24 protein-coding genes are annotated in these 24,387 nt (G+C 59.6%); 15 read left to right on the top strand and 9 right to left on the bottom strand.

Features of this window, described 5'->3' with window-relative positions:
- Positions 1–109: 109 nt before the first annotated feature.
- From ACO9S2_RS01610 to ACO9S2_RS01595, 4 genes are all read right to left on the bottom strand, one after another.
- Positions 110–439, bottom strand: a complete 330-nt coding sequence (locus tag ACO9S2_RS01610) for a P-II family nitrogen regulator (protein WP_423720694.1) — start codon at positions 437–439, stop codon at positions 110–112.
- A 104-nt stretch (positions 440–543) separates the two neighbouring features.
- On the bottom strand, positions 544–2,235 hold the full coding sequence (locus ACO9S2_RS01605; protein ID WP_423720030.1) for an NADH-quinone oxidoreductase subunit L: 1,692 nt from the start codon (positions 2,233–2,235) through the stop codon (positions 544–546).
- Between the two features lie 210 nt (positions 2,236–2,445).
- Positions 2,446–2,967, bottom strand: coding sequence for a peptidylprolyl isomerase (locus ACO9S2_RS01600; RefSeq protein ID WP_423720028.1), 522 nt, complete (start codon positions 2,965–2,967; stop codon positions 2,446–2,448).
- Positions 2,968–3,072: 105 nt separating this feature from the next.
- A complete protein-coding gene (locus ACO9S2_RS01595; protein WP_423720027.1) occupies positions 3,073–4,386 on the bottom strand; it encodes an MFS transporter in 1,314 nt (437 codons plus the stop codon).
- A 195-nt stretch (positions 4,387–4,581) separates the two neighbouring features.
- Between ACO9S2_RS01595 and ACO9S2_RS01590 the strand changes: the two genes are divergently transcribed.
- The 5 genes from ACO9S2_RS01590 to ACO9S2_RS01570 all read left to right on the top strand — a co-directional run bounded on the left by ACO9S2_RS01590 (position 4,582) and on the right by ACO9S2_RS01570 (position 11,534).
- Positions 4,582–7,944, top strand: a complete 3,363-nt coding sequence (locus ACO9S2_RS01590) for an AsmA-like C-terminal domain-containing protein (RefSeq protein ID WP_423720025.1) — start codon at positions 4,582–4,584, stop codon at positions 7,942–7,944.
- An 85-nt stretch (positions 7,945–8,029) separates the two neighbouring features.
- Complete coding sequence (locus tag ACO9S2_RS01585) at positions 8,030–9,178, top strand: M24 family metallopeptidase (protein WP_423720024.1); 1,149 nt, start codon at positions 8,030–8,032, stop codon at positions 9,176–9,178.
- 106 nt (positions 9,179–9,284) lie between these two features.
- Positions 9,285–10,256 carry a succinate dehydrogenase/fumarate reductase iron-sulfur subunit gene (locus ACO9S2_RS01580; RefSeq protein WP_423720023.1) on the top strand — a complete coding sequence of 324 codons (972 nt, stop codon included), beginning with the start codon at positions 9,285–9,287 and terminating at the stop codon, positions 10,254–10,256.
- A 113-nt stretch (positions 10,257–10,369) separates the two neighbouring features.
- Positions 10,370–10,726, top strand: coding sequence for a PilZ domain-containing protein (locus tag ACO9S2_RS01575; RefSeq protein ID WP_423720022.1), 357 nt, complete (start codon positions 10,370–10,372; stop codon positions 10,724–10,726).
- A gap of 88 nt (positions 10,727–10,814) precedes the next feature.
- Positions 10,815–11,534, top strand: a complete 720-nt coding sequence (locus ACO9S2_RS01570) for a hypothetical protein (protein WP_423720021.1) — start codon at positions 10,815–10,817, stop codon at positions 11,532–11,534.
- Here the strand turns inward: ACO9S2_RS01570 and ACO9S2_RS01565 are convergent.
- On the bottom strand, positions 11,500–13,197 hold the full coding sequence (locus ACO9S2_RS01565) for a tetratricopeptide repeat protein (RefSeq protein ID WP_423720019.1): 1,698 nt from the start codon (positions 13,195–13,197) through the stop codon (positions 11,500–11,502). The two genes, ACO9S2_RS01570 and ACO9S2_RS01565, sit on opposite strands and share 35 nt — an antisense overlap.
- A 416-nt stretch (positions 13,198–13,613) precedes the next feature.
- Between ACO9S2_RS01565 and ACO9S2_RS01560 the strand changes: the two genes are divergently transcribed.
- The 3 genes from ACO9S2_RS01560 (at position 13,614) to ACO9S2_RS01550 (ending at position 15,618) form a co-directional block, all read left to right on the top strand.
- Positions 13,614–14,594: a hypothetical protein gene (locus ACO9S2_RS01560; RefSeq protein ID WP_423720018.1), complete on the top strand. Its 981-nt coding sequence runs from the start codon at positions 13,614–13,616 to the stop codon at positions 14,592–14,594.
- Between the two features lie 127 nt (positions 14,595–14,721).
- On the top strand, positions 14,722–15,033 hold the full coding sequence (locus ACO9S2_RS01555; protein WP_423720017.1) for a winged helix-turn-helix domain-containing protein: 312 nt from the start codon (positions 14,722–14,724) through the stop codon (positions 15,031–15,033).
- Positions 15,034–15,036: 3 nt separating this feature from the next.
- Entirely contained in the window at positions 15,037–15,618 is a 582-nt protein-coding gene (locus ACO9S2_RS01550; RefSeq protein WP_423720015.1) for a restriction endonuclease, read from the top strand.
- Positions 15,619–15,671: 53 nt separating this feature from the next.
- On the opposite strand, the gene ACO9S2_RS01545 is transcribed toward ACO9S2_RS01550, so the two are convergent.
- Positions 15,672–15,842, bottom strand: coding sequence for a hypothetical protein (locus ACO9S2_RS01545; RefSeq protein WP_423720014.1), 171 nt, complete (start codon positions 15,840–15,842; stop codon positions 15,672–15,674).
- 130 nt (positions 15,843–15,972) lie between these two features.
- Between ACO9S2_RS01545 and ACO9S2_RS01540 the strand changes: the two genes are divergently transcribed.
- From ACO9S2_RS01540 to ACO9S2_RS01510, 7 genes are all read left to right on the top strand, one after another.
- The gene (locus ACO9S2_RS01540; RefSeq protein ID WP_423720013.1) at positions 15,973–16,224 is read left to right on the top strand and encodes a DUF433 domain-containing protein; all 252 of its coding nucleotides are present in this window, start codon (positions 15,973–15,975) and stop codon (positions 16,222–16,224) included.
- A complete protein-coding gene (locus ACO9S2_RS01535) occupies positions 16,221–16,589 on the top strand; it encodes a DUF5615 family PIN-like protein (protein WP_423720012.1) in 369 nt (122 codons plus the stop codon). Before ACO9S2_RS01540 ends, ACO9S2_RS01535 begins: the two co-directional genes overlap by 4 nt.
- 315 nt (positions 16,590–16,904) lie before the next feature.
- The gene (gene hflX / locus ACO9S2_RS01530; RefSeq protein WP_423720010.1) at positions 16,905–18,308 is read left to right on the top strand and encodes a GTPase HflX; all 1,404 of its coding nucleotides are present in this window, start codon (positions 16,905–16,907) and stop codon (positions 18,306–18,308) included.
- Between the two features lie 273 nt (positions 18,309–18,581).
- Entirely contained in the window at positions 18,582–18,899 is a 318-nt protein-coding gene (locus ACO9S2_RS01525; RefSeq protein WP_423720009.1) for an RNA recognition motif domain-containing protein, read from the top strand.
- 807 nt (positions 18,900–19,706) lie between these two features.
- Positions 19,707–20,603 carry a CoB--CoM heterodisulfide reductase iron-sulfur subunit B family protein gene (locus ACO9S2_RS01520; RefSeq protein WP_423720008.1) on the top strand — a complete coding sequence of 299 codons (897 nt, stop codon included), beginning with the start codon at positions 19,707–19,709 and terminating at the stop codon, positions 20,601–20,603.
- A 20-nt stretch (positions 20,604–20,623) separates the two neighbouring features.
- Positions 20,624–20,941, top strand: a complete 318-nt coding sequence (locus ACO9S2_RS01515) for a cupin domain-containing protein (protein WP_423720007.1) — start codon at positions 20,624–20,626, stop codon at positions 20,939–20,941.
- A gap of 156 nt (positions 20,942–21,097) precedes the next feature.
- Positions 21,098–21,289: a hypothetical protein gene (locus tag ACO9S2_RS01510; RefSeq protein ID WP_423720005.1), complete on the top strand. Its 192-nt coding sequence runs from the start codon at positions 21,098–21,100 to the stop codon at positions 21,287–21,289.
- Between the two features lie 173 nt (positions 21,290–21,462).
- Here ACO9S2_RS01510 and ACO9S2_RS01505 read toward each other — a convergent pair whose 3' ends face one another.
- The 3 genes from ACO9S2_RS01505 to ACO9S2_RS01495 all read right to left on the bottom strand — a co-directional run bounded on the left by ACO9S2_RS01505 (position 21,463) and on the right by ACO9S2_RS01495 (position 24,361).
- Positions 21,463–22,425 carry a multicopper oxidase domain-containing protein gene (locus tag ACO9S2_RS01505; protein ID WP_423720693.1) on the bottom strand — a complete coding sequence of 321 codons (963 nt, stop codon included), beginning with the start codon at positions 22,423–22,425 and terminating at the stop codon, positions 21,463–21,465.
- 185 nt (positions 22,426–22,610) lie between these two features.
- The gene (locus ACO9S2_RS01500; RefSeq protein ID WP_423720003.1) at positions 22,611–23,243 is read right to left on the bottom strand and encodes a Crp/Fnr family transcriptional regulator; all 633 of its coding nucleotides are present in this window, start codon (positions 23,241–23,243) and stop codon (positions 22,611–22,613) included.
- 617 nt (positions 23,244–23,860) lie between these two features.
- Positions 23,861–24,361 carry a fibronectin type III domain-containing protein gene (locus ACO9S2_RS01495; protein WP_423720001.1) on the bottom strand — a complete coding sequence of 167 codons (501 nt, stop codon included), beginning with the start codon at positions 24,359–24,361 and terminating at the stop codon, positions 23,861–23,863.
- Between the last annotated feature and the right edge of the window lie 26 nt (positions 24,362–24,387).

The following is a 24,387-nucleotide window of genomic DNA, read 5'->3' as shown; positions in this document are numbered from 1 at the left end:
TGAGAGCGCTTGTTGGGACGATCGTGCACGCGCATCTGACCGCGCAGTATACCGAGTCGAACGGGAACCCGTCGAGCGGATGGGAGGAAGCCCGGCCGAACGAGGCGGCTCACTTGGGTGCAAAATGGTCCCGCCGGCTGACCGCCACGTCGGTCACGAACATCGCGCCCGAATGCCGGTTGAAGAGCGGACCCAGACCGGCCAGAATCGGTTCCACCTTGTCTTCGGGGACGACGGTGAAGACCATCACCTGGCTGCTCGTATCGTTGAACAGCAGATGTCCCTCGTGAAAGCCGTGATGGCCTTTGCCTGAGATATTATTGATGATCGTATAGCCGCTTGCTCCGGTCCGGTCCAGCAGATCGGTGATAAACTTCAACTGGTCGCCTTGCACGATGATCTTGATTTCTTTCATCGGATGCAGTGTCAGGCCTCTCATCATGATCTCCTCCTCGGTTCAGACTGTCGCATCTCCATCTTGTTTGTTCTCCATGTCGCCCGGCCTGCCGCTGATGTCCCGTTCGAATCGTGCAATCTCCTGTATCAGCAGGGCGGCCGACGAGCAGCCGCACGTAACGGTGTGAGCCTCGGGCGCAGGGCCCGCACCAGATCCTCGACGTAGAGGCCCGCGAGGAACCCCACGTAGAGGCGCGTGTGCAGAGCGGCGAGCCCTGCCGGGAGCAGTGGCTGGTAGCCGTGAGCCTTGCCGTAGAGGAGCATCCAGACTCCGATGATGATCAGGGCTGACACGACGATGACGGCATCGAAGAGGCCCTGGTGCCAGGCGGCCGCTTGGAAAAATGCGGCGACGCGCCCCGGCTCCGGATAGAGGAAGTGTGTAAAGGCTTCCCCCGCCCAGAGATAGGTGAGGCCGATCAGGGTCAGGGTTGCGAGCATCGTGAGCGAGATCTTCCAGGAGGCGACAACGTTCAGCCGGTAGAGGCTGAAGATGGCCTGCGCCGAGGTGACCCAGGCGAAGAAGAGAAAGATCATGGTGCTCTGTGATTCGAACAGGGAAATATGGACCAGGCCGTGGGCCATCAGCAGAATCAGCAGCGGCAAAATGAGCGTGATGGCGAGTCCGGTTCCCCAGGGAACGAACGAGAACGCCGGCGTGTCGCTGACCCTGCGAGGCTCGGGCAGCCTGTACTCGGTTCTCGCCTTGTGGATGTGATCGCCTGAATTCAAGAACAGCGTGGCTTTGAAAAGGCCGTGGGCGCAGAGGTGAAAGATGGCGAGCGCGAAGGCGCCCAGGCCGCATTCCATGACCATATAGCCCATCTGTCCCATGGTGGAGTAGGCGAGTGTGCGTTTGATGCTGGATTGGGTCAGCATGGTCGAGGCGCCGATCAAGGCGGTGAGCGCGCCCACGACGAACAATATGTAGAGCGTGGTCGGAGACTGGCCGAACAGCGGCGCCAGACGGTTCACCAGAAATCCTCCGGCATTCACGATGCCGGCATGCAGCATCGCCGAAACGGGGGTCGGTGCTTCGATCGTGCCGGGCAGCCAGATATGAAACGGAAACTGCGCGGATTTGGTCATGACAGCGAAGACGAGCAGCAGCGTGCTGGCCGTGATCGCATCCAGTTCGAACCGGGTTCCGGGCCAGAGGGTCGGACGGCTCGGCATCTCACCGAGCGCGTGGAACAGCATCGTCAGGTCGAGCGTGCCGAAGGCCGCATAGAGCGCCACGATCGCCAGCAGGAGTGCGACATCCCCGAATCCTTGGATCAGCAGGGTCGTCCGTCCCGCCTGGCGGGCCGCGGCACTGGCGCGGTTAAAGGAAATGAATGTGGCGAGCAGCCAGGTCACGGTGTGCCAGGCGAGGAAGAACCACAAGAGGTGTCCGCTCGTGACCAGGGTCAGGAGCACGAAGGTCAGCAGGCTGAGCAGTGCGAAGAATCTGACATAGTCGGGATCGCCCTGCATATATTGTCGGGAGTAGACGTGAATCACCAGGCTCACGACACTGATAAGGATCACCATGATTCCGGCAAGGCGATCGACGAGCACCGTGGGGGTCAACAGCGACGGCAGCCCTGGAATCGTGAGCGCGAGAGAGTCGGCAATGAGGATTTGGTAGAAGGACAGCAGAGCGGTTCCGGTTGAGAGCATCAACGCGGCGATGCTGATGTTCGCAACCCGCTCGCCGAGCAGCCGTCCGAATAAGACAGTCAGGGCGCTAGCGAGCAGCGGAGACGCGATTGTGATGAGTATGGGTATCGAGTCCATGACACCTCACGCCTTAAAAGTGACTTTGCAGCAAGGCTGAGCAAGAACGGTACCGCTACAATCCAGGCGTTGATTATCGTTGGAATGGGGAGCAGTAAGATGTGAGTGGCGATGCGGCGCAAGGGGACTGAGAAGCTGTGTGTTGCTAGTAAGCGGAGATGAGTGCGCGGGTGCACGGGCGTGCAGGCGTGCACAAACGGGAAACGAACCTTATTCCTTCACCGTCACGGTCATCGTGATCGGTTCCAGCGGGTTGTCGGCGGCGTCGCGGGCGGCGGCGACGATCTTGTCGATGACCTCGATTCCCCGGAATACTTCCCCGAAGACGGTATAGCGCCGGTCGAGGCCGCTGTTGTCTCCGACGCAGATAAAGAACTGTGAGCCGTTGTCGTTAAAGTCGCGGGTGCTGTTGCTCTCGCGCGGCATTTTGGCCATCGACACGGCGCCCCGCTTGTGCGGGCGATCGTTCGGCTCCGGCGGGAGGAAGTAGCCGGGGCCTCCGGTGCCATGAACGGTGCGATCCGGGTTTTTGCTGTAGGGATCGCCGCCTTGGATGATGAAGCCGGGGACGACGCGATGGAACGTGGTCCCATCGAAGAAGCCCATCTTGGCAAGGTTGACGAAATTCTCCACATGGCGGGGAGCGTCGTCCGGGTAGAACCGGATCTTGATCTCGCCGAACTTGGTGACAATCGTGGCGCGGGGATCTTTTTTCTGAAATTGCATAGTCATAGAGGGAGAATGTAACAAGGGCAAGGGGCGAGGGGCAAGGGGTGGAAGAAGTGATCAGTGATGAGTGATAGGGATGGCGGAGGTGCTGATCGGACGCATCACCGATCACCCATCACTCTTTACTTCCGCGAGTCCCTTCCCCGGATCAATCTTGAGCCACAGAACTCCCCCGACGAGCGCGATGAGCGCTGCGGCTCCCAGCGAGACGGGCCAGCCCCAGTGCTCGGCGATCCAGGGGGTGACGGTCGGCGAAATGGCTCCGCCGATGTTCGCGCCCGTATTCATCAAGCCCGATAAACTCCCTGCATGGGTCTTGGAGAGGTCACTTGTCGAGGACCAGTAGGCTCCGACCGTGAAATAGAGCCAGCCAGCTCCGAGCGAGAGGCTGGCGATGGCGAGATAGGGGGAATCGACCAGGGCGCCGATTCCGATCGCCGTTCCAGCGAGGATCATGCCGGCCATCCCGGCCTTCCGCCTTCCAGCGGTAATCCCATGCCGCTGTGCGAGGCGATCCGTTACCCAGCCCCCGATCGGACAGAAGATGAGAATGGCCAGGAACGGAGCGGAGGCGAAGAGGCCACCGCGCAGGATGTCGAAGCCCCGTACATTGACGAGATAGAGATAGAACCAGGACATATAGACGTAGGCGACGTAGCCGAGGCAGCTATAACTGAGCACCAGCCACCAGACTGTCGGGGTGCGGCGCAGCGAGGCCCAGGGGATGGCGGCCGAGTCCTTGCGCGGGCCTGCCTCGTCGACTGCAGCGGCGTGCTTGCCGACCCAGGGATGGTCGGCCGGGTGGTCGCGGGCCAACAGCCACCAGACGGCCGCCAAGACGATCCCCAGCGCCGAGGAAAGATAGAAGGCGGTCTGCCAGCCGTAGTTGACCATGATCCAGGCGGTCAGGGGCGGGGTCATGGCGGCGCCGACACCGATCCCGCCGATGGCGATCCCGATGCCGAGGCCGCGTTCCTGTGCCGGCAGCCAGTCCGTCACAGCACGGTTGAAGTTCGGTAAGGCCACGGCTTCGCCCACTCCCAGCAAAAACCGCACAAGCGCCAGGGCCCACACGATGCCCAGCCACTCCGCCAACTGAGAAGCGGGCGCCATCGCGGTCCAGGCGGTGAAGGCCGACCACCAGAGCAGGGCAATGGTCAGGATGACGCGCGCTCCCCACCGGTCTCCGAGCCGGCCGCCGGGAATTTGGAACAGGGCATAGCCGATCACAAAGGCGGAAAAGACAAACCCCATCTGCTGATCGGTGAGGCCCAGCGCCGGCATCATGTGCCGGGCCGTGACCGAGATATTGACCCGGTCGATGTAGGTGACCACGCTAATGGTGAAGAGCAGTCCCAGGATGAGCCAGCGGACGCGGGTGAGCGGCGGGGAGGCGTGGTCAGTGGAATCTGTATGGTGCAACGGTCGGATCGATCCAGTGGAGGCCGGCATTATAGCGGCTTGATGAGGACGCCTCTAGGGGAAACTGCGGGGCCGGTTCTCGGTCCGATGCCTGGCTGATCGAAAATCCCCTTATCTCATGCAGGTTTGGTAGATTTCGCTCCGGTCTTCCGGTAAGATCAAAACCATCGGAATTTTTCTTATCGAGAGGGTGGAGTGTCCCGTCTTCGGCTCGGTTTTGTAGTGGTGCTCGCCCTGCTGGTGCTAGCCGGTGCCGCCTTCCTTTTTTCCAACACCTTGTCCGGACAAGACTACCTGAAAAATTTCGTGCTGCAGCAGCTTGAGGAGAGCCTCGGCCGCAAGATCGAAGTCCATCGGGTGAAAGTGGTCCTGTTTCCGAGCATCCGGGTCGAACTCAGCCAGGTGGCGATCTACGATCCCGGTTCAGAGCAAGTGGTGCTCTCCGCGAAACGGCTCGATCTCGTCTTGCGGTTTCTTCCCCTCTTGCGGAAGCAGGTGGTGGGCAAGCGGCTCTTGGTCGAAGAGCCGGCCTTGACCATTCGGCGGAACGAAGCGGGCCATTGGAACATCCTGGACGGGACGAGCCAGGCGGCGACCGATCAGCGCACCATGGAGATGCTGGCGCGGGTCTTTCTGATCCGCGAGGCGCGAGTCGTCAACGGCACCATCACGGTCGTCGATGCGGGCCGGCCTGATGGCGTGCGTTCGCTCACGCTGGAACGGGTCGAGGCGGGGCTGGTGATCCGTCCGGAGCAGGGTGTGGCCGATGTGCAGCTTTCGGTGGCGCAGACGGCGGAGGGAGGGCTCGCGGCCGTCTCGCTGGAGGGCCGGGTCAAGCGGGTGGAACGGTCTGCGGCGCTGACGGCGGAGGAAGCCGCTGCTCCGATGCCGGTGTTTCAGTTTGAAGGCCGGGTTGAGGCGGCCAATGTCGCCTTGCGGGAATTTGCCGATTTTTTCGGACCCCGGCCGGTTCCGGAACAGGTGCGGGGGGTGGTCAATCTCCAAGGCCAGGTGCGCCTCTTCCCCGGATTGTCCGGGTACGATGCGGTGCTCTCCGACCTGACGGCCCAGGTGAATCAGCTGAGCCTGAAGGGAAAGGCGAACCTGTCGGGATTGCTGACGACGCAGCCGACCTTTGCGGTGACGTTCGATTCCTCGTGGGTGACGTTGCCGGGATTGCTGGCCACGATTCCGGCTCAATGGATTCATCCGCAGCTTCCGGCAATTCTGACCGAATACCAGATCGACGGAAAAGTGCAGCTGGTGAATGCCACGGTCACCGGGTCGGCGACCTCGGGCTCCCGGTTATCGGTGAACGGGGAATTTCACATTCAGGAGGGCCGGGCGTTACTGGGGCAGGAACGGGTGCCGACGAAAGATCTGGCCGGTGTTGTGGTGGTGGAACCGGGGCGCGTGCGTGTTGCGCAATTTACCGGGGTTTACGGGGCGATGCAGATCACGGAGGGGAAAGCGCAGGTGTCGTTTTTGGAAGCCGGCCCGTGGCTGGAACTGGATATCACCGGCAGCATGGCGGCGGGCGACTTGCTGCAGTTTCTCGGCAAGACGGTGAAATCGGAGCAGTTGAGCCTGCTTCTGGCGGGGATGCGGGACGTGGAAGGTCTGGCGCTGCCGACGTTTCGCCTGGTGGGACCGCTCGCTCAGTCGGACGGCATCACCTTCGCCGGAGGGGAGATTACCGCCCGGTACGTCAGCTTCACGCATCCCTCGCTGCCCGAGCGGATCACCGGGGTGCAGGGCCGTTTGATCCTTGCGGAAGGCACCACGCAGTTCGACCGGGTGACCGCGCATCTGGGGGATACGACGGTGCAGGTGCAGGGGGGGATCACGGGGGGCGCAGCCAGCCAGTTTCAGGATTTGGTCATCCGCACAAACGGCGACGCGGGCCTGATCGGGAGATTTGTGCCCGGCGGGGTCGTTCCGGCCGGGATGTTCGAGGGCATTCTCGGCGCGGCGGTGCGGCTGACCGGGGCGACGGGCGCGCCGCATGTGCGGGGCAATCTGGTGCTGACGGAGTCGAAGGTGGTCGTGGCGGATGTGATCGAAAAGCCGGTCGGAGCGCCTGCGGCGCTTGAGTTTGAGGGCGATCTGACGCGGGCGAACGCCGCCACCGTCACGCTGGTTGAGCTGGTCCTGCCTGCCGCGCGAATTCCGGTCAAGGGGGCGATCAAGGTCGGCGAAAAGTTTTCCATTGATGTGGCGGTGGCGACGGGCACGCTGTCGTTGTCGAGTTTGCCGGAATGGATTGCCAAGGGCGGCTTTGAGGCGGGCCAGGTCGAGGTGTCGCTCGATGTCAAAGGCAAGAATACTGATTGGAAGAATTGGCGGACAACGGGCTGGGTCGCGCTGACGAACGGGCTGCTGCTGGTGAAGGGGGCCGGGTATGTCGTTGAAGATCTGTATGCGCGGGTGAAGCTGGTGCGGAACGGCGCCGAGATCAAACGGCTGTCGTTCAAGGTGCAGGACACCGATCTTGGGCTGGAGGCGACGGTGCGGAACTGGTCGAGCAAACCCGTCATTACGGGCAAGATCGAATCCGATCAGCTGGATCTTGATCTGGTGATTCCCAAAGGCGAACGGTCGCCGATGCGTGAGTTTCTGGAGTATCTGGCAGCCACGAGCCAGACGACGATGACGGTCTCGGCGGCACGGGCGCACTACAAGCATCTCAAATTCGGCGGTCTGACGGCGCGGATCATGCTTCAAGACGGCATTCTGGACATCGATCGGATCTCGGGCGGTTCAGCCAACGGTCAGGTGGCGGGGCGGGTGGTGGCGCAGCTCCCGCGGAACGGGCCGACGGACGTGGACGTGTCGCTGCGCGCGACCGGATTGGAAGTCGAGGACCTGCTGCGTCTGACGAATTCGGAGATCCAAGGCTACTCCGGCATGGTGCGTGTGAGCGGGTCCATTCGCGGACACGGTCGGAATCCGCATGGCGTATATCCCTCTCTCAACGGAAAGGCCGAGGTGCTGTTGGAAAACGGGCGAATCTTGAAATCCGAAGAGCGGGCCATCTGGAAGATTCTCAGTATTCTCAACCTGCCGGCGGTCCTGCAGGGCAAGGTCGATCTGGAAAAGTACGGCTTGCCCTATGACAAAATTGCGGCGACCCTGAGCATTCAGCACGGGTCGTTTCAAACGGAAAACCTGATTATCGATAGTCCGGTTCTGAAAATTACCGGCGCCGGGAATTATGACCTGCCGACCGATCAACTCGATATGATTGTGGCCGTCAGTCCCTTCGGGTCCTATTCGCAATTTCTCAATACGATTCCCTTGTTCGGACGTATTTTTGCCGGCGAGCGTGCCGGCATGACGACCGCGATTTTTTCCGTGAAGGGAGCGGTGGAAAATCCGGAGGTGATTTATCTGCCGATGAAGTCGTTCACGACCGGACTGTCGGGGTTGGCGCAGTTGGCCATCGATGTCTTGAAGAATACCCTGATGCTTCCGATTGATCTCGTCACACCGAACGAAGAGAGGCCGGCCGAGCCGCGGCGCGAGTCGGCGCCGGAGCCCGCGCCGGTCACGCCTTGACCGACCCGAGACCCCATGTTAGCATCGGACCATTCATGAGACGAAAGGCTTCGGGCGCGTCCGCTTCCCTGGTTATAATCCATCCATGAAACGATCCCCCTCCGTACAGCCTGACATCGCCACCCTGTTTATTGCCGCCAGTGAAGGTGATTCGAACCTCTACTATGCCACGCGATTTGTGGCGCCCGATCCCTTCATCTATATGGAAGTGAAGGGCGAGCGGCTCCTGGTGATGAGCGATCTCGAAATGGATCGGGCCAGGACGCAGGCATCGGTGGACCGCGTGCTCTCGTACTCGGAGCTTGAAAAACAGGCCAAGGCCCAGGGGGTGAAGGAGCCTGGCACAGTCGACATTGTGAACGTGGTGCTGCGCGAAGCGAAGATCCGGCAGTTGCTGGTGCCGGCGAATTTCCCCTTCATCCACGCCACCCGGTTGCAAGAGCTGGGATACAGCATGAAGCCGAAGCGGGATCCCTTTTACGAGCGGCGGGTCATAAAAACCGCCGAAGAAGTCCGGCATATCGAAGCCTCGCAGCGCGCGACGGAAGAAGCGGTGGCCGCGGCCCATGCGACGCTCAAACAGGCAGAGATTCGCGGGGAGGAGCTGTGGCTGGACGGCGAACCCCTGACCTCCGAACGGATCAAGAAGCTCATCAATGTGAAGCTGATGGAGCGCGATTGTGTCGCCCAACATACGATCGTGGCCGGCGGCGAGCAGGCCTGCGATCCCCATCATGAGGGCAGCGGGCCCCTGCCTGCGCACCGGAGCATCATTTTCGACGTGTTCCCGCGTTCGGCCGGCAGCCGGTACTTCGCCGACATGTCCCGCACCGTGATTCGGGGAACGGCCAGCCCGGAACTGAAGCGTCTCTATCAGACGGTGAAGGACGCGCAGGAAGAGGCGATCACGAAGATCAAGGATGGCGCCGACGGCATGAAGATTCATCAGGGCATCTGTACCCGCTTTGAGAAGGCGGGCTACAAGACGGGTATGGTCGATGGCCGGATGCAGGGCTATTTTCACGGCACGGGGCACGGAGTGGGGCTGGATATCCACGAAGCCCCGCGCATCAGCCGAACCGGATCGCTGCTGCAGGAAGGCCATGTCGTGACGGTCGAGCCGGGACTCTACTATCCCGGGTTAGGCGCCGTGCGTATCGAAGATATGGTGCTGGTCACGAAAGACGGCTGCCGGAACCTGACGAATTTTCCGAAGGTCTTCGAACTCGATTAAACCGATGTGGTGGGTGATGAGTGATGCGTGATGGGTAGGAGAAGTTGCCGATCTGGCACCTGCCTTCCGTTCTTATCACGCATCACCGATCACTGGTCACCTTCCTATGCGCCTCACCATTACGCTCCAGCGGTTCAATCCCGAACAGGACGCGGCTCCGCACGATGAGCAGATCCGCCTCGATGTCAGGCGGGGCACGACCGTGCTGGATCTGCTGATCCGCATCAAGAACGAGGTCGACGGGAGTCTCGCGCTCCGGTATTCCTGCCGTTCCGCGATTTGCGGATCCTGCGCGATGGATATCAACGGCGGTGAGAAGCTGGCTTGCCGCACCTCCGTCAGGAAGGAATATGCCCGCCACGGGCGGCTCCGGATCGCCCCGCTCCGGCGCTTTCCGGTGATCAAGGATCTTGTGGCCGACATGGGCCCCTTCTGGAGCAAGATCCGGAACATCACGCCCTGGCTGTCCACATCGGCGTTCGCCGGCCATCGATCCGACGGGACGGCAGAGTCGCTCCCTGAATCAACGGAGTCCCGTTATCACAATGTGGATGCCTGCATTATGTGCGGGGCCTGCGTGGCGGCCTGTACGGTCCACGAGGTGTCGCCGGGATTCGCGGGACCGGCGGCGTTGGCCAAGGCCGACCGGTTTCTCTCGGACCCCCGTGAGTCGGAGCGGGTCAAGCGGGCGCGGCTTGAGGTGCTTCAGGAGGCGCACGGCATCTGGGATTGCACCCGCTGCAACTACTGCGTCGAGGTCTGCCCCAAAGATGTGAAGCCGATGGAAGCGATCATCCGCTTGCGGAGGGCGTCCCTGGACCATCGGTTGGCTCCCACCGCGGGGGCTCGCCATATCACGGCCTTTGCGGATCTCATCGAGGGGCAGGGGCGGCTGAATGAAGCGGTCATGCCGCTCAAAGTGGTGGGGCCTGACGTGTCCCGCTTCCTGCAAGTTCTCCCGTTGGGGATCAGGATGTTCTTCAAGGGGAAGGTGCCCAATCCCATGGCCCACCGGCTTGCAGGCCTCTCCCAGATCCAGGCGATCTTTCGGCGGGGGCGTCGCCCTCCGGTGGCGTAACCGCTGCCCATGGCCGCGTCCTTGGACTGTGCCGGAATCACAAAAAAGGTGGCGGAACTCAGGCCGATTGGCAATAGTACAGGCTAGGAACATCGAGTTCGAGAGCCTGGCCTATGGAACATCGGCAGCACCCCCGTTTCCCCGTCTTGTTTTCGAGCTCCTTCAGCTCGATCAATCTCGTGAAAGGAGAGGGCAATGTTGTGGACCTCTCCATCCGGGGCTGTCGTATTGTCAGCCCGACCGAGGTGCAAGTCGGCACGACGCTGCAGCTGGCGATTCATGTGTCGAAACAGGATCCGCCGATTCAGGTCACGCAGGCCGTGGTTCGATGGTGTCGCGCCGGTTCCTTCGGATTGGAGTTTGCGAGTCTTCCCCCCGAGGCATGGTCCAGGCTGCAACAGCTGGTCAAGGAGCTGGAGCGCGAGCCTTATCAGCGCGAGGCCGTTTCGGAGGGGGGCGGGCGGCCGTGATAATCGACCGGATGATCCGTGCAAGGGTTATCCACTCGCAGGCGCCGAGGCGAGTGCGCGGCGTTCTGCTGACAGGAGACACCGACTGATGCTTCGCGTGGGATGTGTGACGCTAGTGGCAATCCTGCTCATTGGAAGCCTGCTCTATTACACGCTCCACCGGTCGGATCTGGCGGAAAGCCGTCATGGCGAGCGACAGGCCAGCCAGGCGGCCCGGCAGCGGGCCGTGGCGGTAAGCCGGGTGTTTGCATCGCTGAGTGCAGCGGTGTTTCAGGTGGATGTGCCCAAGATGCAGGAGCTGCTGGGCGGTTCCTGGGGTGCGGAGGGGCTTGCGGACGCGATGTTGATCGATACGGGCGACCGGGTGCTGGCTGCGACGAATCCCGCCTATGTCGGCCAGCAGATGCAGGATGCCGGCTGGGCCTCCATCCGGGCGCAAAGTCGCGAATGGGTGTTCCTGGATGAACCGACTCCCGGGCAGGAACGGGTGACAGTGTTTGAGCCGGTGATGGACAAGGGTTCGACCATTGCGTGGGCGCGCTTGAGCTTTCTGCGGACCAAGGGAGAGGGAGCGGGGCGTACCCAGGAGGAGCGGTTACGACTGGTGGCCGGGGCGCTGGTTCCTGTCGGCATGATCCTGGCGGGCCTGGTCGCGCTCGTCATGCGGCTGGCGACGAGCCGGCTGCGAGAGCGGATCAAGTCGGTGGTGGTCGAGGCGATGGCCGATCCGCAGCCGGTGTTATCCGGACAAGGGACGACGGAGGGGGAGCGCGCTAGGGTTGGTGCCGGTACCCATAGAGCAGCGTAATGTTGATGCGCCGGCTGGGATAGTCCTCCCGGAAGGTGATCTCGTCCGTTTCGTGGAAGAGGTCTGAGTTAAAGACCACAGCCCGGTTGGCGCGATAGGGAATCCGGATGGTCCGCGCGCCCGACTGATCCAGCCACTCGAGGATTTTCGGTTTGTTCTGCTCGCTGTTGTAGGCCGCAAAGTTCCAGTCCGACGGGGCCTCCTTGTCATAGACCACTAAGCCCCCCTTCTCAGGATTCAGGTTTGCCTCGTCCGGCGTAATCCAGAAATTCACATTCACCGCCGCGGCGTCGGCATGCAGCGTGAGCCCGCGCCTGGCGCTGTCTTGCTTGAAGGCCCAGGCCTGCGTGAGGCGATGCTGTTTGAAGATGCGCGGGAAAGCCAGGCGCAGCTCCTCGGCGATCTGTAAGAGAAGCGGGGTGGCAAATCCATCTCCTAGAAAAGCTCCGAGATAGCCGTTCTCGTAGTCCTTCTTCCAGATCGTGGACTCCAGGCAGAACCGGCGCAGGCCGATGAGGGCTTCCGGCTGCAGCAACTGGTCGATAAAGGTGACTTCGGGCTGTGCTCCCAGATAGCGGGATTCGATGGCCGGCACATCGAGGCCGGGATTCAGCGCGCCCCCGGCCAGCCGTTCGCAGGGGGCACGATAGAGGAACTGATTGAAGGAGGGCGCAATCGGCGTCAGCGCGGCGGGATCAATAGGGCAGCGGTTTTGTGTCGGGTATTGTGCGGCCAGCGTGATCGTCAATCGGTCCAAGGCCTCCACATAGCGCTGGTGTGACGCATCGAGGATCCCGCGCTCGATGAGGTAGCGGGTCTGCTCGGCATCGTGTTTGAGGCGTGACCGGAACAGGCTGGTCTCCGTGACGGCCCGGCCATGGTCGTGCTTGGTTGTCGCGATCCGGGTGAGGAGGGCGAGGGCCTTGTCCTGCTCGCCCGTCCAGATGCTGGCCACGCCTAGGTTGTAGAGGGCTTTGGGCGAGTCTGGCACGATGGTCAGGGCCTTTTCGAAGGAGGCGATCGCCTCCTCGATAGGGCCGGTCTCCATCAGCGCGAGCCCCAGATTGTTCCAGGCCTCGAAGTGTGTCGGCTTGAGCCGGATTGCTTCACGATAGGAGGCGATGGCGTCGTGAAGATGGTTCTGCTCCTTGAGGGCGACTCCCAGATTGTTATGGGTATCGGCATGGCTCGGGTTGAGGGCCAGGGCCTTGCGGTAGGCCTGGACTGCGTCGTCGAGGCGCTGCAGATCTTTGAAGACGTTGCCCAGGTTGATGAGGGCTTCGACATATTTGGGATTGAGCGTGAGCGCGCGCTCATAGGCCCGCACGGCCTCGTCTTTTTTTCCTGCCCGTTGCGTCACGACGCCGAGGTTGAACCAATAGAGCGGGGTCGAGGGAGCGGCGTCGAGGGCCTGGGTAATGAGGTCGATGGCCTGGTCAAAGTTGCCGACCCGATAGGCGAGCAGGCCTAGAAGCTGAAGCGCTTCGGGATGCCCTGGCGCCATATTCAAGGCGAGCTGATAGCTCCGTTCGGCCTCCGCCAGTTGTCCGGCCTGATGGTGGCGCTTGCCCTGGTCGAGCAGGTTGCGGAGGGCAAAGGAGTCAGGCGCGTGGCCGGTCTTCCCCTGGATGGCGTCCTGTCGGCGTCGGTCTGATCGGTTCATGGCTCGGTCCTGGATCGGCTGCAGATGGTTTCAGTCAGGAGGAGCCTATACGAAAGGGATGTGTGGGGTCAAAGGGCGGGGAGGCAAAGGCCTGGTGATTTATGGGGAGGAAAGGGGTATTCTGCGGCGGCAAAAGTGGAAAGACCGACGGCCTGTCTGGAGGTCTCTAAGGCGAAACAGGGAGGCAAGGTTGCGATCCCTGAATGAAAGTATGATCGCAAGACCTGACCCTGTTGGTTTTCGTAAGAACAACTACCTGGAAATCGAAGTGCTTCACCAAAGTCTTCGTCGCTTGTATCCCGACTCCGAAACCGAGTCAGTCTCCTGAAGATCTCGCTATGCCAATTCAACATTGCGTGTGGACTGTTCCGGTAACCCAGCTTCTTCCGGCTATGTCTATTTGAGACGCGACAATCATGACTCAGCAAGAAGCCTACAAATTAATTTGCGAGAAGGTTTCCGTGACACCGCAACGAGTTGTTTTGGCCAAAGGAATCATACTGGACAATGTAGCCAAGGAGAATGATTCCCAGAAACTGATCGCCGGAGTTCTTGCGGTTAACAAAGTCGAGATGCCCAAAGTTATTGTCCTTCACCCATCAGTAGATTCAATTCCGGCAATCGCTGCCGCGGCTGACGCAATGTCATGGCGGCTCGCGGCAAGCGAGGCGATGTGGTCACTTATTCATCATGGCTTCATAGTTTCCATGGCGCAAGCACAAGGTGAACCACCAACCTTGAGTTGGACCACTGTCATTCCAGGGAGCGGTGGTGAATCCTCCGGATGGACCTTTAACGAATTCTTCATCCCATGCCCAGCCCGCGTGAAGCGGGCTCCATCACGAGAAGGGGCAGCCAATCAGTTCTTAGCAGAACCTGATCTCTACCTAAGCACCATGAACATTCCAAATATACATCCAGATATAGCGGATGCGTTTCGGGAAGCCGTGAAATGCTTTCGCAATGAACTTTTCACGGCTGCTATTACGATGCTAGGCAAAGCATCGGAAGGAGCGTGGCTTGAGTTGGGCGGCTCATTGATTGCGGCCGTCCCGCAAGGCCAGGAGCAGAAGTTCCAGAAGCAGAAGCTACAACTCGAAGATCCTATGGAAGGCGTCCTAAGGAAAATCAAAGCTGTGATTACTGTATACGAGCACCAAGACGTGTTCCAGGCCATTGCCAGAGCAAGCGGAATCCGACTTGAGGAGTTGCGTTCAGTTACCATTTGGAGCGATGCAGTCAGGGACTCTCGAAACACCATCCACTTCGGAGTTCGCCCATCCACACCAAATACGTATGAAAAGGTTTCCGCCCTACTAATTGGGGCAGTTCCGCACATTCGCGTCTTATACAGGCTGAAAGAGTCAGCAGATGCAACAAGGAGTCTCCAAGCGTAGGGGGAAGAGAGCGATGTCAGGCCCAATTTATTCGGGCTCAGAGATCGTCGACGACCTCGAGGCGCCCTTGAACAGTTCAGGCTGATTGCGAATGACCTAGGAAATGATGCAGAGAAAGGCTGATCTCATGAGCAAAGAACCCTCGGCTCGCCCGCCTCAATATACTGACTACATCAATCCCGTCCTTGAGAGTTTGAAAAAGCTGGGAGGATCAGCCCGTCCAGCCGAAGTCTGCCCAGCTATCGCAAAAGAGCTTTCTCTATCGGATTTGATTCTTGAGGAGCGCCTTGCAAACGGTGTTTCAAGGTTTGAAAACCAAGTTCATTGGGCACGCTTCTATCTGGCGAAAGATGGCTATATTGACTCGTCTCGACGAGGCGTGTGGTCCTTGACGGAAAAGGGGCGAAATGCGGCTCGGCTCTCTGAGGGAGATATTTGAGAGATGACGAGACGTGTTCAGGAAACTACCGCACGTCCTGAAACAGTGGATCCTCCAACAGCTCCGGCTGGTGGAGCAAGAGCGATTGCGATCGAAGAGCTCACTTTGCCCGGGATGCCTGATGCGACCTATCGGGAACAACTGCTAGCCACGATGAAATCCTTGCCGCCTGGAGGGTTTGAAAGATTATGTCAGCGTCTCTTGCGGGAGTCTGGGTTTGAAGAGGTGATCGTCACCGGACGTTCTGGTGATGGCGGGATTGATGGACATGGCGTACTTGAGCTCAACCCATTTGTTAGCTTCCGAGTGTACTTCCAATGCAAGCGGTATGACGGATCAGTCGGGCCCGGCGCAGTTCGAGATTTTCGTGGTGCGATGATGGGTAGGGCAGATAAGGGCCTTATTCTGACCACCGGCACATTTACTTCTGATGCCAAGCGAGAAGCGGTTCGAGATGGGGTGCCCCCAATCGAACTAGTAGACGGGGAGCGATTAATAGGAATGTTTGAGGAACTCGAACTCGGACTTACTCCTCGCAAGACCTATGACGTAGATCTCGAATTCTTCAAGCCGTTTAAGGAATGAATTCGAGGGGAAGAAAAGGCGACAGGCTACTTAATCCGAAGCCGTCCCGTCAGTCACGCCGGCTCACGCCTCGCCCGCCTCTGACTGTCCGTCTCCACCACGCCGCCGATGGTGAAGAACAGTGCTCCACGGAAGTCCTGAGTCTTGAGTGCTGAGCCGAGCTTCTGTTGACCGCCCCTTACCCTGACCAGCGCTGTCAGTGCTGAATCTCTGGATATTTCCATGTGGCGTTCCTCTTTTGCTCATCGTGCGGCCTGAGTCGATTCGGCTGAGAGAGGGGGGGCGGCTTGAACTGTTCCCATTGGTTTTCTTCTCCACTCAAGTGCGCTATCATGCACCCAGGTGAGGTGGCCCATGGATGAACAGCTCCTTCTCAAACGCATCACAGTCAATCCGAAGATTTTCGGGGGGAAGCCCATTATCAGGGGCCGCCGACTCGCCGTAGAACATGTGCTCGGTATGCTCGCGGCAGGGGATACGACGGATATGATTTTGCATGGTTATCCATGGCTGGAGCGTGAAGACATTCAGGCGTGCCTCGCGTATGCGCATCGGATCGTCGGGCACGAGCGCATTGAGCCGTTTCCTCTTGAAACCGCTTCGTGAAACTTCTGTTAGATAGCTGTCTCTCTGGCGGGGTGGTGGCTCCGCTGAAGGTCGCAGGGCACGATGTGGTCTGGGCGGGGGACTGGCCTGCCGATCCTGGGGATGATGAGATCTTGGCGCGGGCTTCTCACGAAGGGCGTATTCTCATTACCCTCGACAAGGATTTCGGTGAGCTGGCGGTGGTGCGAGACCAGGCCCATGATGGAATTGTCCGGCTAGTGATCTTGTCAGTTTCTCAGCAAGCAGCAGCCTGCGTGATGGCTCTCACCCGCTACGGGACCGAACTTCAATCGGGGGCCATTGTGACCGTTGAGCCAGGGCGTATTCGCATCCGTCCGGCGACTTCCCATCTGGAATCTTCATAACATCGCCCGCCTCTGAGTGTCCGTCCCCCCCCCCCACGCCGCTGCTGGCGAAGCAGAGCGCTGGGTCCTGAGTCCTGAGTGCTTTTCTGAAGTGCTGAGTTTGGGATGTGGGACACCCGTATTCCCGGGCGTGAGGTGAGCTAAAGGGAAAGCAAAGGGGGCGGGACTCGTTCCTCGCCGCCCGCAACGGCCTCTGCTTGACGTGTCCTCTCTGGGGCATCTCATCGAGATCCTGCGATGCGAGCTGGCCTTCACACGAAAGTCCCTGGTAAGATCGAATCCCCTCACCACAATGTACCCAAGGAAAAACCTGCGATGTCGACGCCCTCACAATCGAATGCCGTTCTTGTGGCGATCCAGACCCCTCGTGTGACGAGGGAGGAGCTGGACAGTTCTCTGCAAGAACTCACACGTCTGGTAACCACCCTCGGGTACAGAGTCGTGGGCCAGGTGACGCAAAAACGCAGCTCCGATCAATATGCGGCGGTCCTGGGTCAGGGCAAACTTGCCGAATTGGCGCTGTGGACCGGTGGTTCTGGAACAATAGCGGCGTCGTTTGAACGACCGATGCACAAAGCGGCCTCGAAGCGCGAGGCTGCGGCACCGGACGTCACGGAGGAATCTGAAGACGACGAATCGGATGACACACTCGAGCCCTCACCCGGCCCTCGCGAACAGGCGCAGATCGTTATCGTGGACTGTGATCTGTCGCCGTCACAATTGAATAACCTTGAACGTGCCACCGGAGTGCCTGTGCTCGACCGTACCGGCGTCATCATTGAGATTTTCAGCCGACACGCGCGGACCAGAGCGGCCCGGCTCCAGGTGGAGATCGCGCGGCTCAATTATCTTGCGCCACGGTTGCGTGAAGCCAGTGGCGCCAGAGAGCGGCAAAGCGGGGGAATCGGGGGCAAAGGGGCAGGAGAGACAAGTGTTGAGCTCGATAAACGCCGAATTCGCGACCGCATGAAAGAACTCAGGGCTGAATTGGCGGCGATCGGGGACGAGCATCAGACGCGCCGCGCGAGACGGGAACACGAATTGACGGTCGCGCTCGTCGGGTACACCAATGCCGGCAAATCATCGCTGATGCGCGCAATGACGGGAAGCGAGGTGCTTGTGGCCGACAAGCTGTTCGCCACCCTCGATACCACGATCCGGCCACTGTATCCTGACACGCGTCCCAAAGTGCTCATGACCGATACGGTTGGATTCATCAAAAAGCTCCCGCATGACCTGGTGGCGTCGTTCAAGTCGACGCTGGATGAAGCGGCCTCTGCCTCGCTGTTGCTGTTTGTCGTCGATGCCTCAGATCCGTCCTTTCGATCCCAACTCGACGTCACGCGGAAGGTGTTAGCCGAAGTTGGCGCCACGGATATTCCCAGTCTCTTGGTGTTGAATAAACAGGATCGTCTCGGACCGGACGATCTCGCGTCTCTGAAGGTGGAATATCCCGACGCCGTGTTTCTTTCCACGAGACGCAAGGAAGATCTGCAGGCGTTGCGTGAGCATATTATGCGGTACTTTGAGAGCGATATGATCGACGAGGAATTACATATTCCGTTTACTGCTCAAGGGGTGGTGGCAGAGATCCGCGCTCGGATGCGTATCTTGTCCGAAGCCTATGATGCCGAGGGACTTACGATACGGGTACGATCGACCCCTGAGAACCTGACTGTGATCAAAAAGAAGCTCGCGCATAAGACGCAAGAAGAATAAATAGCCCCGGAGCCGTATCTTACGCGCCGTCTCTGGCCCAATTATTGTGAATGGCTATTTATGCGAATGCATGCTAGAGTGTCCGTGTTTCATCGCGGCGGGCCTCGCGTGAAACATCACACCGAACGGCCCATTTCGGATGTTGTTGTTACCGAGAATCTGATCGGAAGTCTGACCTAGGTCGCCTTGTTCTTTGCGCCTTCGGCCCTCTCCTTCCCCTCTTGAAGCTGTTCTCGTGTTCTCTACAATATCAATTTCAGAAGGAGGACCCCCATGGGTTCAAAACTCTATGTTGGCGGATTGCCCTATGCGGCAACGGAATCGCAGTTAACCACCTTGTTCGCCGCACACGGGACTGTTGAGTCCGCGCGTGTGATCACCGACAAGTTGACGGGACAATCGCGAGGCTTCGGCTTCGTCGAAATGGGCTCGCAGGCAGAAGGCCAGGCGGCAATTTCCGCCTTGAACGGCACGCAGATGGACGGACGTGAGTTGACGGTGAACGAAGCCAAGCCGCAAGAGCCCCGCACCGGTGGTGGCGGCGGCGGTCGACGTGGCGGCAACGATTTCGGCGGCCGCAGCCGCTTCTAAGCCCTCCGCGATGCAACGAGCGGGGCGTCTCATCCGAGGCGCCCCATCTTCATTCCCAGAATCATATCCACATACAGAAACGGTACCGGGCGCTTTCCCCTGCGCACCCCCGGCGGGACCTTAGGCGTGAAACGTTACACGTGAAAGGTGAAACGTGGGGGCGGGGGGGGGGGGGGAAGTGCTTCGTCACGCTCCGGTCTCGCCCGCCTCGATGCTGTTTGATCCCGCCTCTGTGTGGCCTCTCGTCCTTATTCGGATCGGCGTGCAGGATGTCTCGTGCGCTGTGGAGGCTGCGATACGGCCGGGCGGTCTTGCCCTTCACTGTGTCGAACACCGGATCAGCGTTGATGGCGAGGGCTTGAGAGGCGAGTGTAGTGTGTCAGGCGGCGGCAGTTCGACGTCTCCCCCTTGATTTTCTGGATCAGTGCCTGTTCCAGCTTGTCGGTGGCGCGGTCGGGCTTGGGTATCGGGGGCTGCTGGTTTCGTGGCGGTTCAGTTGATTGTTGTCGTTGTCATCTTCCGCCGTGTTTTGGTCGGTCCTGGTGAAACGTTGAGCGGGCGGGGGCTCGTGACAAGCCCCGCGGGGCTGACTATACTGCAAAGGGTTTCCGGCGCGCTGGATGGGAGGCGTGAGACGGTGGCCTATGGCATGAGGAGATCGTCCGCAGGATCGGCGTGCGGCCGGCCCCGGGGGGTGGTACGAAGTAACCGGTGCCAATGGGGATGGTTGCGCAGGATCCGCAGGCGGCAATTGAACCCCCTTTGAGAAGTCAGAGAGGGCATACCGATGAAGAACGGGAGTGGAAGATGGCCTTGAAATTCGCTCTCTATCCGGGTTGTGCCGCCAAGGGCGCGACCCCCGAGTTGTATCAATCGACCATGGCGATTATTGGACGGCTTGGCATCGAGGTGGTCGAGTTGGGTGCCGCATCCTGTTGCGGGGCGGGAGTGGTCACCGAGGCTGAGCCGGATGTCGCGCTGGCGCTGAATGCTCGAACCTTTGCCCAAGCGGAAAGCCTGGGTCTTGATGTCATGACGATCTGCGGGACCTGTCAGGGGGTGATGGGGGCGGCCAACAAGCGCTTGAAGACCGAGCCGGGCTTGCTGGAGCGGATCAACCGCCTGTTGGCACCCGAGGGGATCACGTACCGGGGAACCGTGCAGGTCAAGCATCTGCTCTGGATTGTCGTCCGGGAGATCGGGGTCAGGCGGCTGAGCGAGCTGGTCAAGGCTCCCTTGCGAGGGTTGCGTATCGCGCCGTTCTATGGCTGCTATATTCTCCGGCCCTCCTGGGATCTTGGGTTCGACGACCCGGAAAACCCGACCTCTCTGGAGCAGGTGATTCGTGCGTTGGGAGGGGAGTCGGTGGTCTATACCGGTCGGACAAAGTGTTGCGGGTTTCCGATCATTCTCGAAAAGGAAGCTGTTGCGGTGGCAATGGCCGGGGCGAATATGCAAGAGGCCAAGGAGCAGGGGGCGGATTGCATGGTGACGCCCTGTCCGCTCTGTCACATGAGCCTGGATATCTATCAAGAGCGTGCCGGGCGGGCCGTGAAGACATCGCTGGATCTTCCTATTCTTCACCTGCCGCAACTGCTCGGGCTTGCGATGGGCATTCCATCTAAAGAATTGGGCGTATCCCGCCATCTGGTTCCGGTGGATTCGATTGTCAGGCGAATTGAGTCGCCCGTTCGTCACTCATAATTCGGGAGGGGTGTTTCGTTATGAAGGTTGTGAAATTGTCGGACTATCAGCAGTTTAGCTCAGAGAAGATGAAGAAGAACAATATGTTTCAGACGGAACGGTTCTTCTGCGATGTCTACTGCTTTGAGCCGGGACAGGAGCAGAAGGGGCATATCCATGGCGAGCAGGATAAGGTGTATCTCGTGCTTGAGGGACAGGGAACGTTTCAGGTCGGTTCAGAGCAGCAAGTGCTCGGTCCCGGCGAGGGAACCATGGCTCCGGCCGGTGCAGAGCATGGGGTGAAGAATCATACGGGCCAGCGATTGAAAGTTTTGGTCTTCGTCGCGCCCAACCCGTAATGATCAGTGTGTAGCCGGAAGGGCTTCGCTGATCGTGTCGGTTGACTTATCTCCGACCGGTCCTGCTTTGGGGTACCCGGACCCGGAAACATTGAGCTGCCCTGTCGGCGCGTGGGGTGCCATGTCTGCGGTGATGCAGGATTTCATAACATCAATGTGACATTTGGCATCTTGGGGGATGGCGGCATTCGCAAGGGCGGCGAGGTCGTCTTCGGTCAGCTCTTGGCCGATATGATCAATCAGCACATGGTCAGGGACCAGATCCATATCGACGTGCAGGATCCCCGTATGCTGCCGAAGGGCGGCTGTAAGATTCCGGCGAAAAGTTGGGCAGTCCGTCCCGGATAGCATCAGAGCCGTACGCTGGTGGGGCGACTCGGCGAGTGCCGTGAGGTCGATGCTTAGGATGAGAAAGATTCCAGTGATGACGGTGATGAAGGTATTCGGCATTGAGTTCTCGCCATGGGCCTTGAGGGGATGCTCCGGCCGGTCGTGAGACCAGCCGGAGCGCGTGGAGAACCTTACTTCGCTTTTGCCGGAAGTTCCCAGGGAACCATGGGCATCAAGTTCGTCGAGGGTTTGGCATCGGGGGATGCCAGGAGGACGGCGATTGCACCGCGGAGTGCGCCGGTCAAGGAGTGCGTGACCAGCGGATAGGCTCCGGCCGATTCCACGACGACATCGAACGTCGCCGCGCTGCCCGGTCCCACCACGTAGGTCTGTACGCCTGTCAGCTTGTTGGCCGGATTACCGCTCTCATACACATTGTCCCAGATCTCACCGATAGGGTGGAATGATGAGAACTCGTTCGGACCGGCGTTGACGAAATAGACGCGCACGCGCTCGCCCGGCTTGGCATCCAGCTTCCCGCCGCCCGTGACAAACGGGTGATACTTGAAGATGCCGCCGTTGAACATCATCCCATCAAACTTGCGATCGAACATTGCTTGCACATCGTTGGGGTTTTTGAAGTATTCAGATTGGACCAGGACATATTCCCGATCCGCCTTGGGCCAGGCGCTCGCGTCCTTCGGATCGACAATGATGGCGCCGAACATACCGCGCGCGATGTGTTGGATCATCGGCGGCGCGCCGCAGTGATAAAAGAAGATCCCGGGTTTTTTTGCGACGAAGGTGTAGCTGATCGTCTCGCCGGCATTGATGGCCTTGTAGTTCTTCAAGAAGTCGATCTCCGCGGCATGGAAGTCCATGGCATGCGGATTCTTGTTTGTTGCGGGGTTGGTCAGGGTGAAGTTGATCGTGTCGCCTTCGGTGACGCGGACGACCGGTCCGGGCATCGTACCGTTGAACGTCCAGGCGGCATACTTCTCCCCGCCGCCATCGATGACGACATCGGACTCGACGGCGGTCATGTGAATGTCATGGGTCTTCGCCGATGCCTCGGGCGGGACTCCCATCCATCCTGCGAGCGCAATGGCGGTGGTTCCTGCCAGTGCAGCGAACTGATTGATTCTTTGCCTCATCATGGTCCTGCTCCTCTCGGTATGGTTAAAAAGAAACCGACTACATCGTCTGGATGCCTGTCGCTTTCAGTGGTCCGATCACGCTTCGATCGTGGCTGTGAGGATACGGAGGTTTCCGGATAAAAAACATGACGTATGTCATGTTTATAAAAAGAGGTAACTGATGGTTTGGAGGGGGGGATGCGCTAGCCGGAGGCCAGGGCTTTCAGTCGCGGAAGATCGCGGATAATCAGGCGAGCGGCGGTGCCGGATACGAGGCGGTCGCGCTTGAACCGGCTCATGATGCGAATCGCGGTCTCTGTCGTGGTGCCGACCATATTGGCCATGTCCTGCCTGGTGAGCCGCACGGCGAGCTTGATGCCCTGCGGGTCCTTCACGCCATTGCGCGTGGCCAGGTCTACCAACAAGGCGGCCAGCCGCTGGTCGGTTCGATCGAGCGCGAGGATCTTGGCTTTCTCCTGGGCTTCATTGAGGCGGTTCCCGAGATGCTTGATGACTTCGAGCGCGGCCTCAGGGTTCCGCCGCAGCATCTCAAAGTAGGCTTTCTTGTTCATGCGGAGGATGCTGACGTCGCCCATCGGTTGGGCCGTGCCGGGGTGGCATGAGCCTTCGAATGCTGCGGCGTCACAGCAAAAGAGATCGCCCGGCATAAGCATCTTCAGCGTACATTCCTTCCCTTCCGGAGTCGACTTCACGCATTTGACGGTGCCTTCCTTCACGATGTGAAAGTATTCGGTCGGGTCGCCTTCCCGAAAAATCACATCCCGCTTTGTGTAGTGCTGTTCGGTGAGATCCTGCAGGACCCGTTGACGGTCCACAGTGGAGAGAATTTTGAGCAGAGGGATATGGCTGAGTTCATCCGGGGGCGATGAACGTAAGCGATTACTTGAGGATCTGTCGGCTTGTTTTGACAATGGGTCGCACTCCGATGCCTAAGCGATTGACGAGTTTGTCCGGTTTGCTGCTGTGGGGGATTGTCCGAACTGCGAGCTCGTGCGCCATTACTTACTCTTTGCCCAACGCGCTGAGCAGGGCATCGCCGCCTTCGTTGTGGCCGTTGCCATCTGAGACGTTTCAGAGATGGGCGGGAACGCGCTGAGTTTCAGGCTAACAAAATGAATTTCGGGAGTCAATGAAGGGATCGTTCAGTTACGGGGATGGAGGGAGGCGAGAGAGCTTGTGAGGCGGGATCAACAAGGTGGACGGCTTGAATCAATGACTTCGTGTTCCGGCAGGTGAGAGGGAAAATCGGGATGGCGGACCTCCCTGAGGGAATTCCCGAGTGATTTATCCGCTGCTGAGCCGGGCAGTTCGGTGACCATTGTCGTCGGCGGCTTCAATCATTCATTCGTGAGGCTTGTCATCCCTGGCGGGCGGCATGGCACCCACCGGGGATGATGGAGAACGCTTATGGCGAGGTATGTGGGCGGCCTTCTTAGATCCTGGTGGTTGTGGTGGCTCCACTCATCGGGGTGGTGATTGCGATTTCACTTGAGCAGGTGCTTTCAACCCCGTTATAGGCGCTCACCGCGAAGTAATATTGGGTGTCGGGAGCAAGATCTGTCAGCGTTACGGTCGGCGACGATACAAAGTGGGAATATTGATAGGCGCAGGATCCCGGTTGATCGGAGGATTGCGTTCCATAGTGAACGTAGTAGCCGGTCACTGTCGGGTCTTGAACCGGCTCCCAGGCAAGAGTTGCCGCGGCTCCCGCAGCGCCGGATGTACTAGAGGCAGAAGGGGCGACTCCTTCGCCGCCTCCCTCGCAGCCTGTCAGAATGGTAGCGGTGATCAGGATAAGGCCGGCAGCAACCGACCTGATAAGGAGGGGGCAGCCTGCTGATGAATGGTGCTTGCCAAGAGAGGAACAGCTCAGCGTGCTGTCTCTTTTTGACGGAGAAGGGGTGGTTGCGAACTGAGTTGTAATCGATCTCACGGTTTCACCTCTTTTAAAAATGACGG

This window comes from Nitrospira sp. NS4 (genome assembly GCF_049546785.1).
Taxonomy (GTDB): domain Bacteria; phylum Nitrospirota; class Nitrospiria; order Nitrospirales; family Nitrospiraceae; genus Nitrospira_D.
The sequence above is the reverse complement of the archived record's forward strand: the minus strand, read 5'-3'. Positions and strand labels throughout refer to the sequence as shown.

Coding starts and splice junctions, on each gene's coding strand:
- ACO9S2_RS01540 (WP_423720013.1), top strand. CDS start 15,973: ATGGATGAACAGCTCCTTCTCAAACGCATCACAGTCAATCCGAAGATT.
- ACO9S2_RS01520 (WP_423720008.1), top strand. CDS start 19,707: ATGGCCTTGAAATTCGCTCTCTATCCGGGTTGTGCCGCCAAGGGCGCG.
- ACO9S2_RS01550 (WP_423720015.1), top strand. CDS start 15,037: ATGACGAGACGTGTTCAGGAAACTACCGCACGTCCTGAAACAGTGGAT.
- ACO9S2_RS01600 (WP_423720028.1), bottom strand. CDS start 2,967: ATGACTATGCAATTTCAGAAAAAAGATCCCCGCGCCACGATTGTCACC.
- ACO9S2_RS01555 (WP_423720017.1), top strand. CDS start 14,722: ATGAGCAAAGAACCCTCGGCTCGCCCGCCTCAATATACTGACTACATC.
- ACO9S2_RS01585 (WP_423720024.1), top strand. CDS start 8,030: ATGAAACGATCCCCCTCCGTACAGCCTGACATCGCCACCCTGTTTATT.
- ACO9S2_RS01580 (WP_423720023.1), top strand. CDS start 9,285: ATGCGCCTCACCATTACGCTCCAGCGGTTCAATCCCGAACAGGACGCG.
- ACO9S2_RS01565 (WP_423720019.1), bottom strand. CDS start 13,197: ATGAACCGATCAGACCGACGCCGACAGGACGCCATCCAGGGGAAGACC.
- ACO9S2_RS01525 (WP_423720009.1), top strand. CDS start 18,582: ATGGGTTCAAAACTCTATGTTGGCGGATTGCCCTATGCGGCAACGGAA.
- hflX (WP_423720010.1), top strand. CDS start 16,905: ATGTCGACGCCCTCACAATCGAATGCCGTTCTTGTGGCGATCCAGACC.
- ACO9S2_RS01545 (WP_423720014.1), bottom strand. CDS start 15,842: ATGGAAATATCCAGAGATTCAGCACTGACAGCGCTGGTCAGGGTAAGG.
- ACO9S2_RS01505 (WP_423720693.1), bottom strand. CDS start 22,425: ATGAGGCAAAGAATCAATCAGTTCGCTGCACTGGCAGGAACCACCGCC.
- ACO9S2_RS01515 (WP_423720007.1), top strand. CDS start 20,624: ATGAAGGTTGTGAAATTGTCGGACTATCAGCAGTTTAGCTCAGAGAAG.
- ACO9S2_RS01575 (WP_423720022.1), top strand. CDS start 10,370: ATGGAACATCGGCAGCACCCCCGTTTCCCCGTCTTGTTTTCGAGCTCC.
- ACO9S2_RS01560 (WP_423720018.1), top strand. CDS start 13,614: ATGACTCAGCAAGAAGCCTACAAATTAATTTGCGAGAAGGTTTCCGTG.
- ACO9S2_RS01605 (WP_423720030.1), bottom strand. CDS start 2,235: ATGGACTCGATACCCATACTCATCACAATCGCGTCTCCGCTGCTCGCT.
- ACO9S2_RS01610 (WP_423720694.1), bottom strand. CDS start 439: ATGAGAGGCCTGACACTGCATCCGATGAAAGAAATCAAGATCATCGTG.
- ACO9S2_RS01570 (WP_423720021.1), top strand. CDS start 10,815: ATGCTTCGCGTGGGATGTGTGACGCTAGTGGCAATCCTGCTCATTGGA.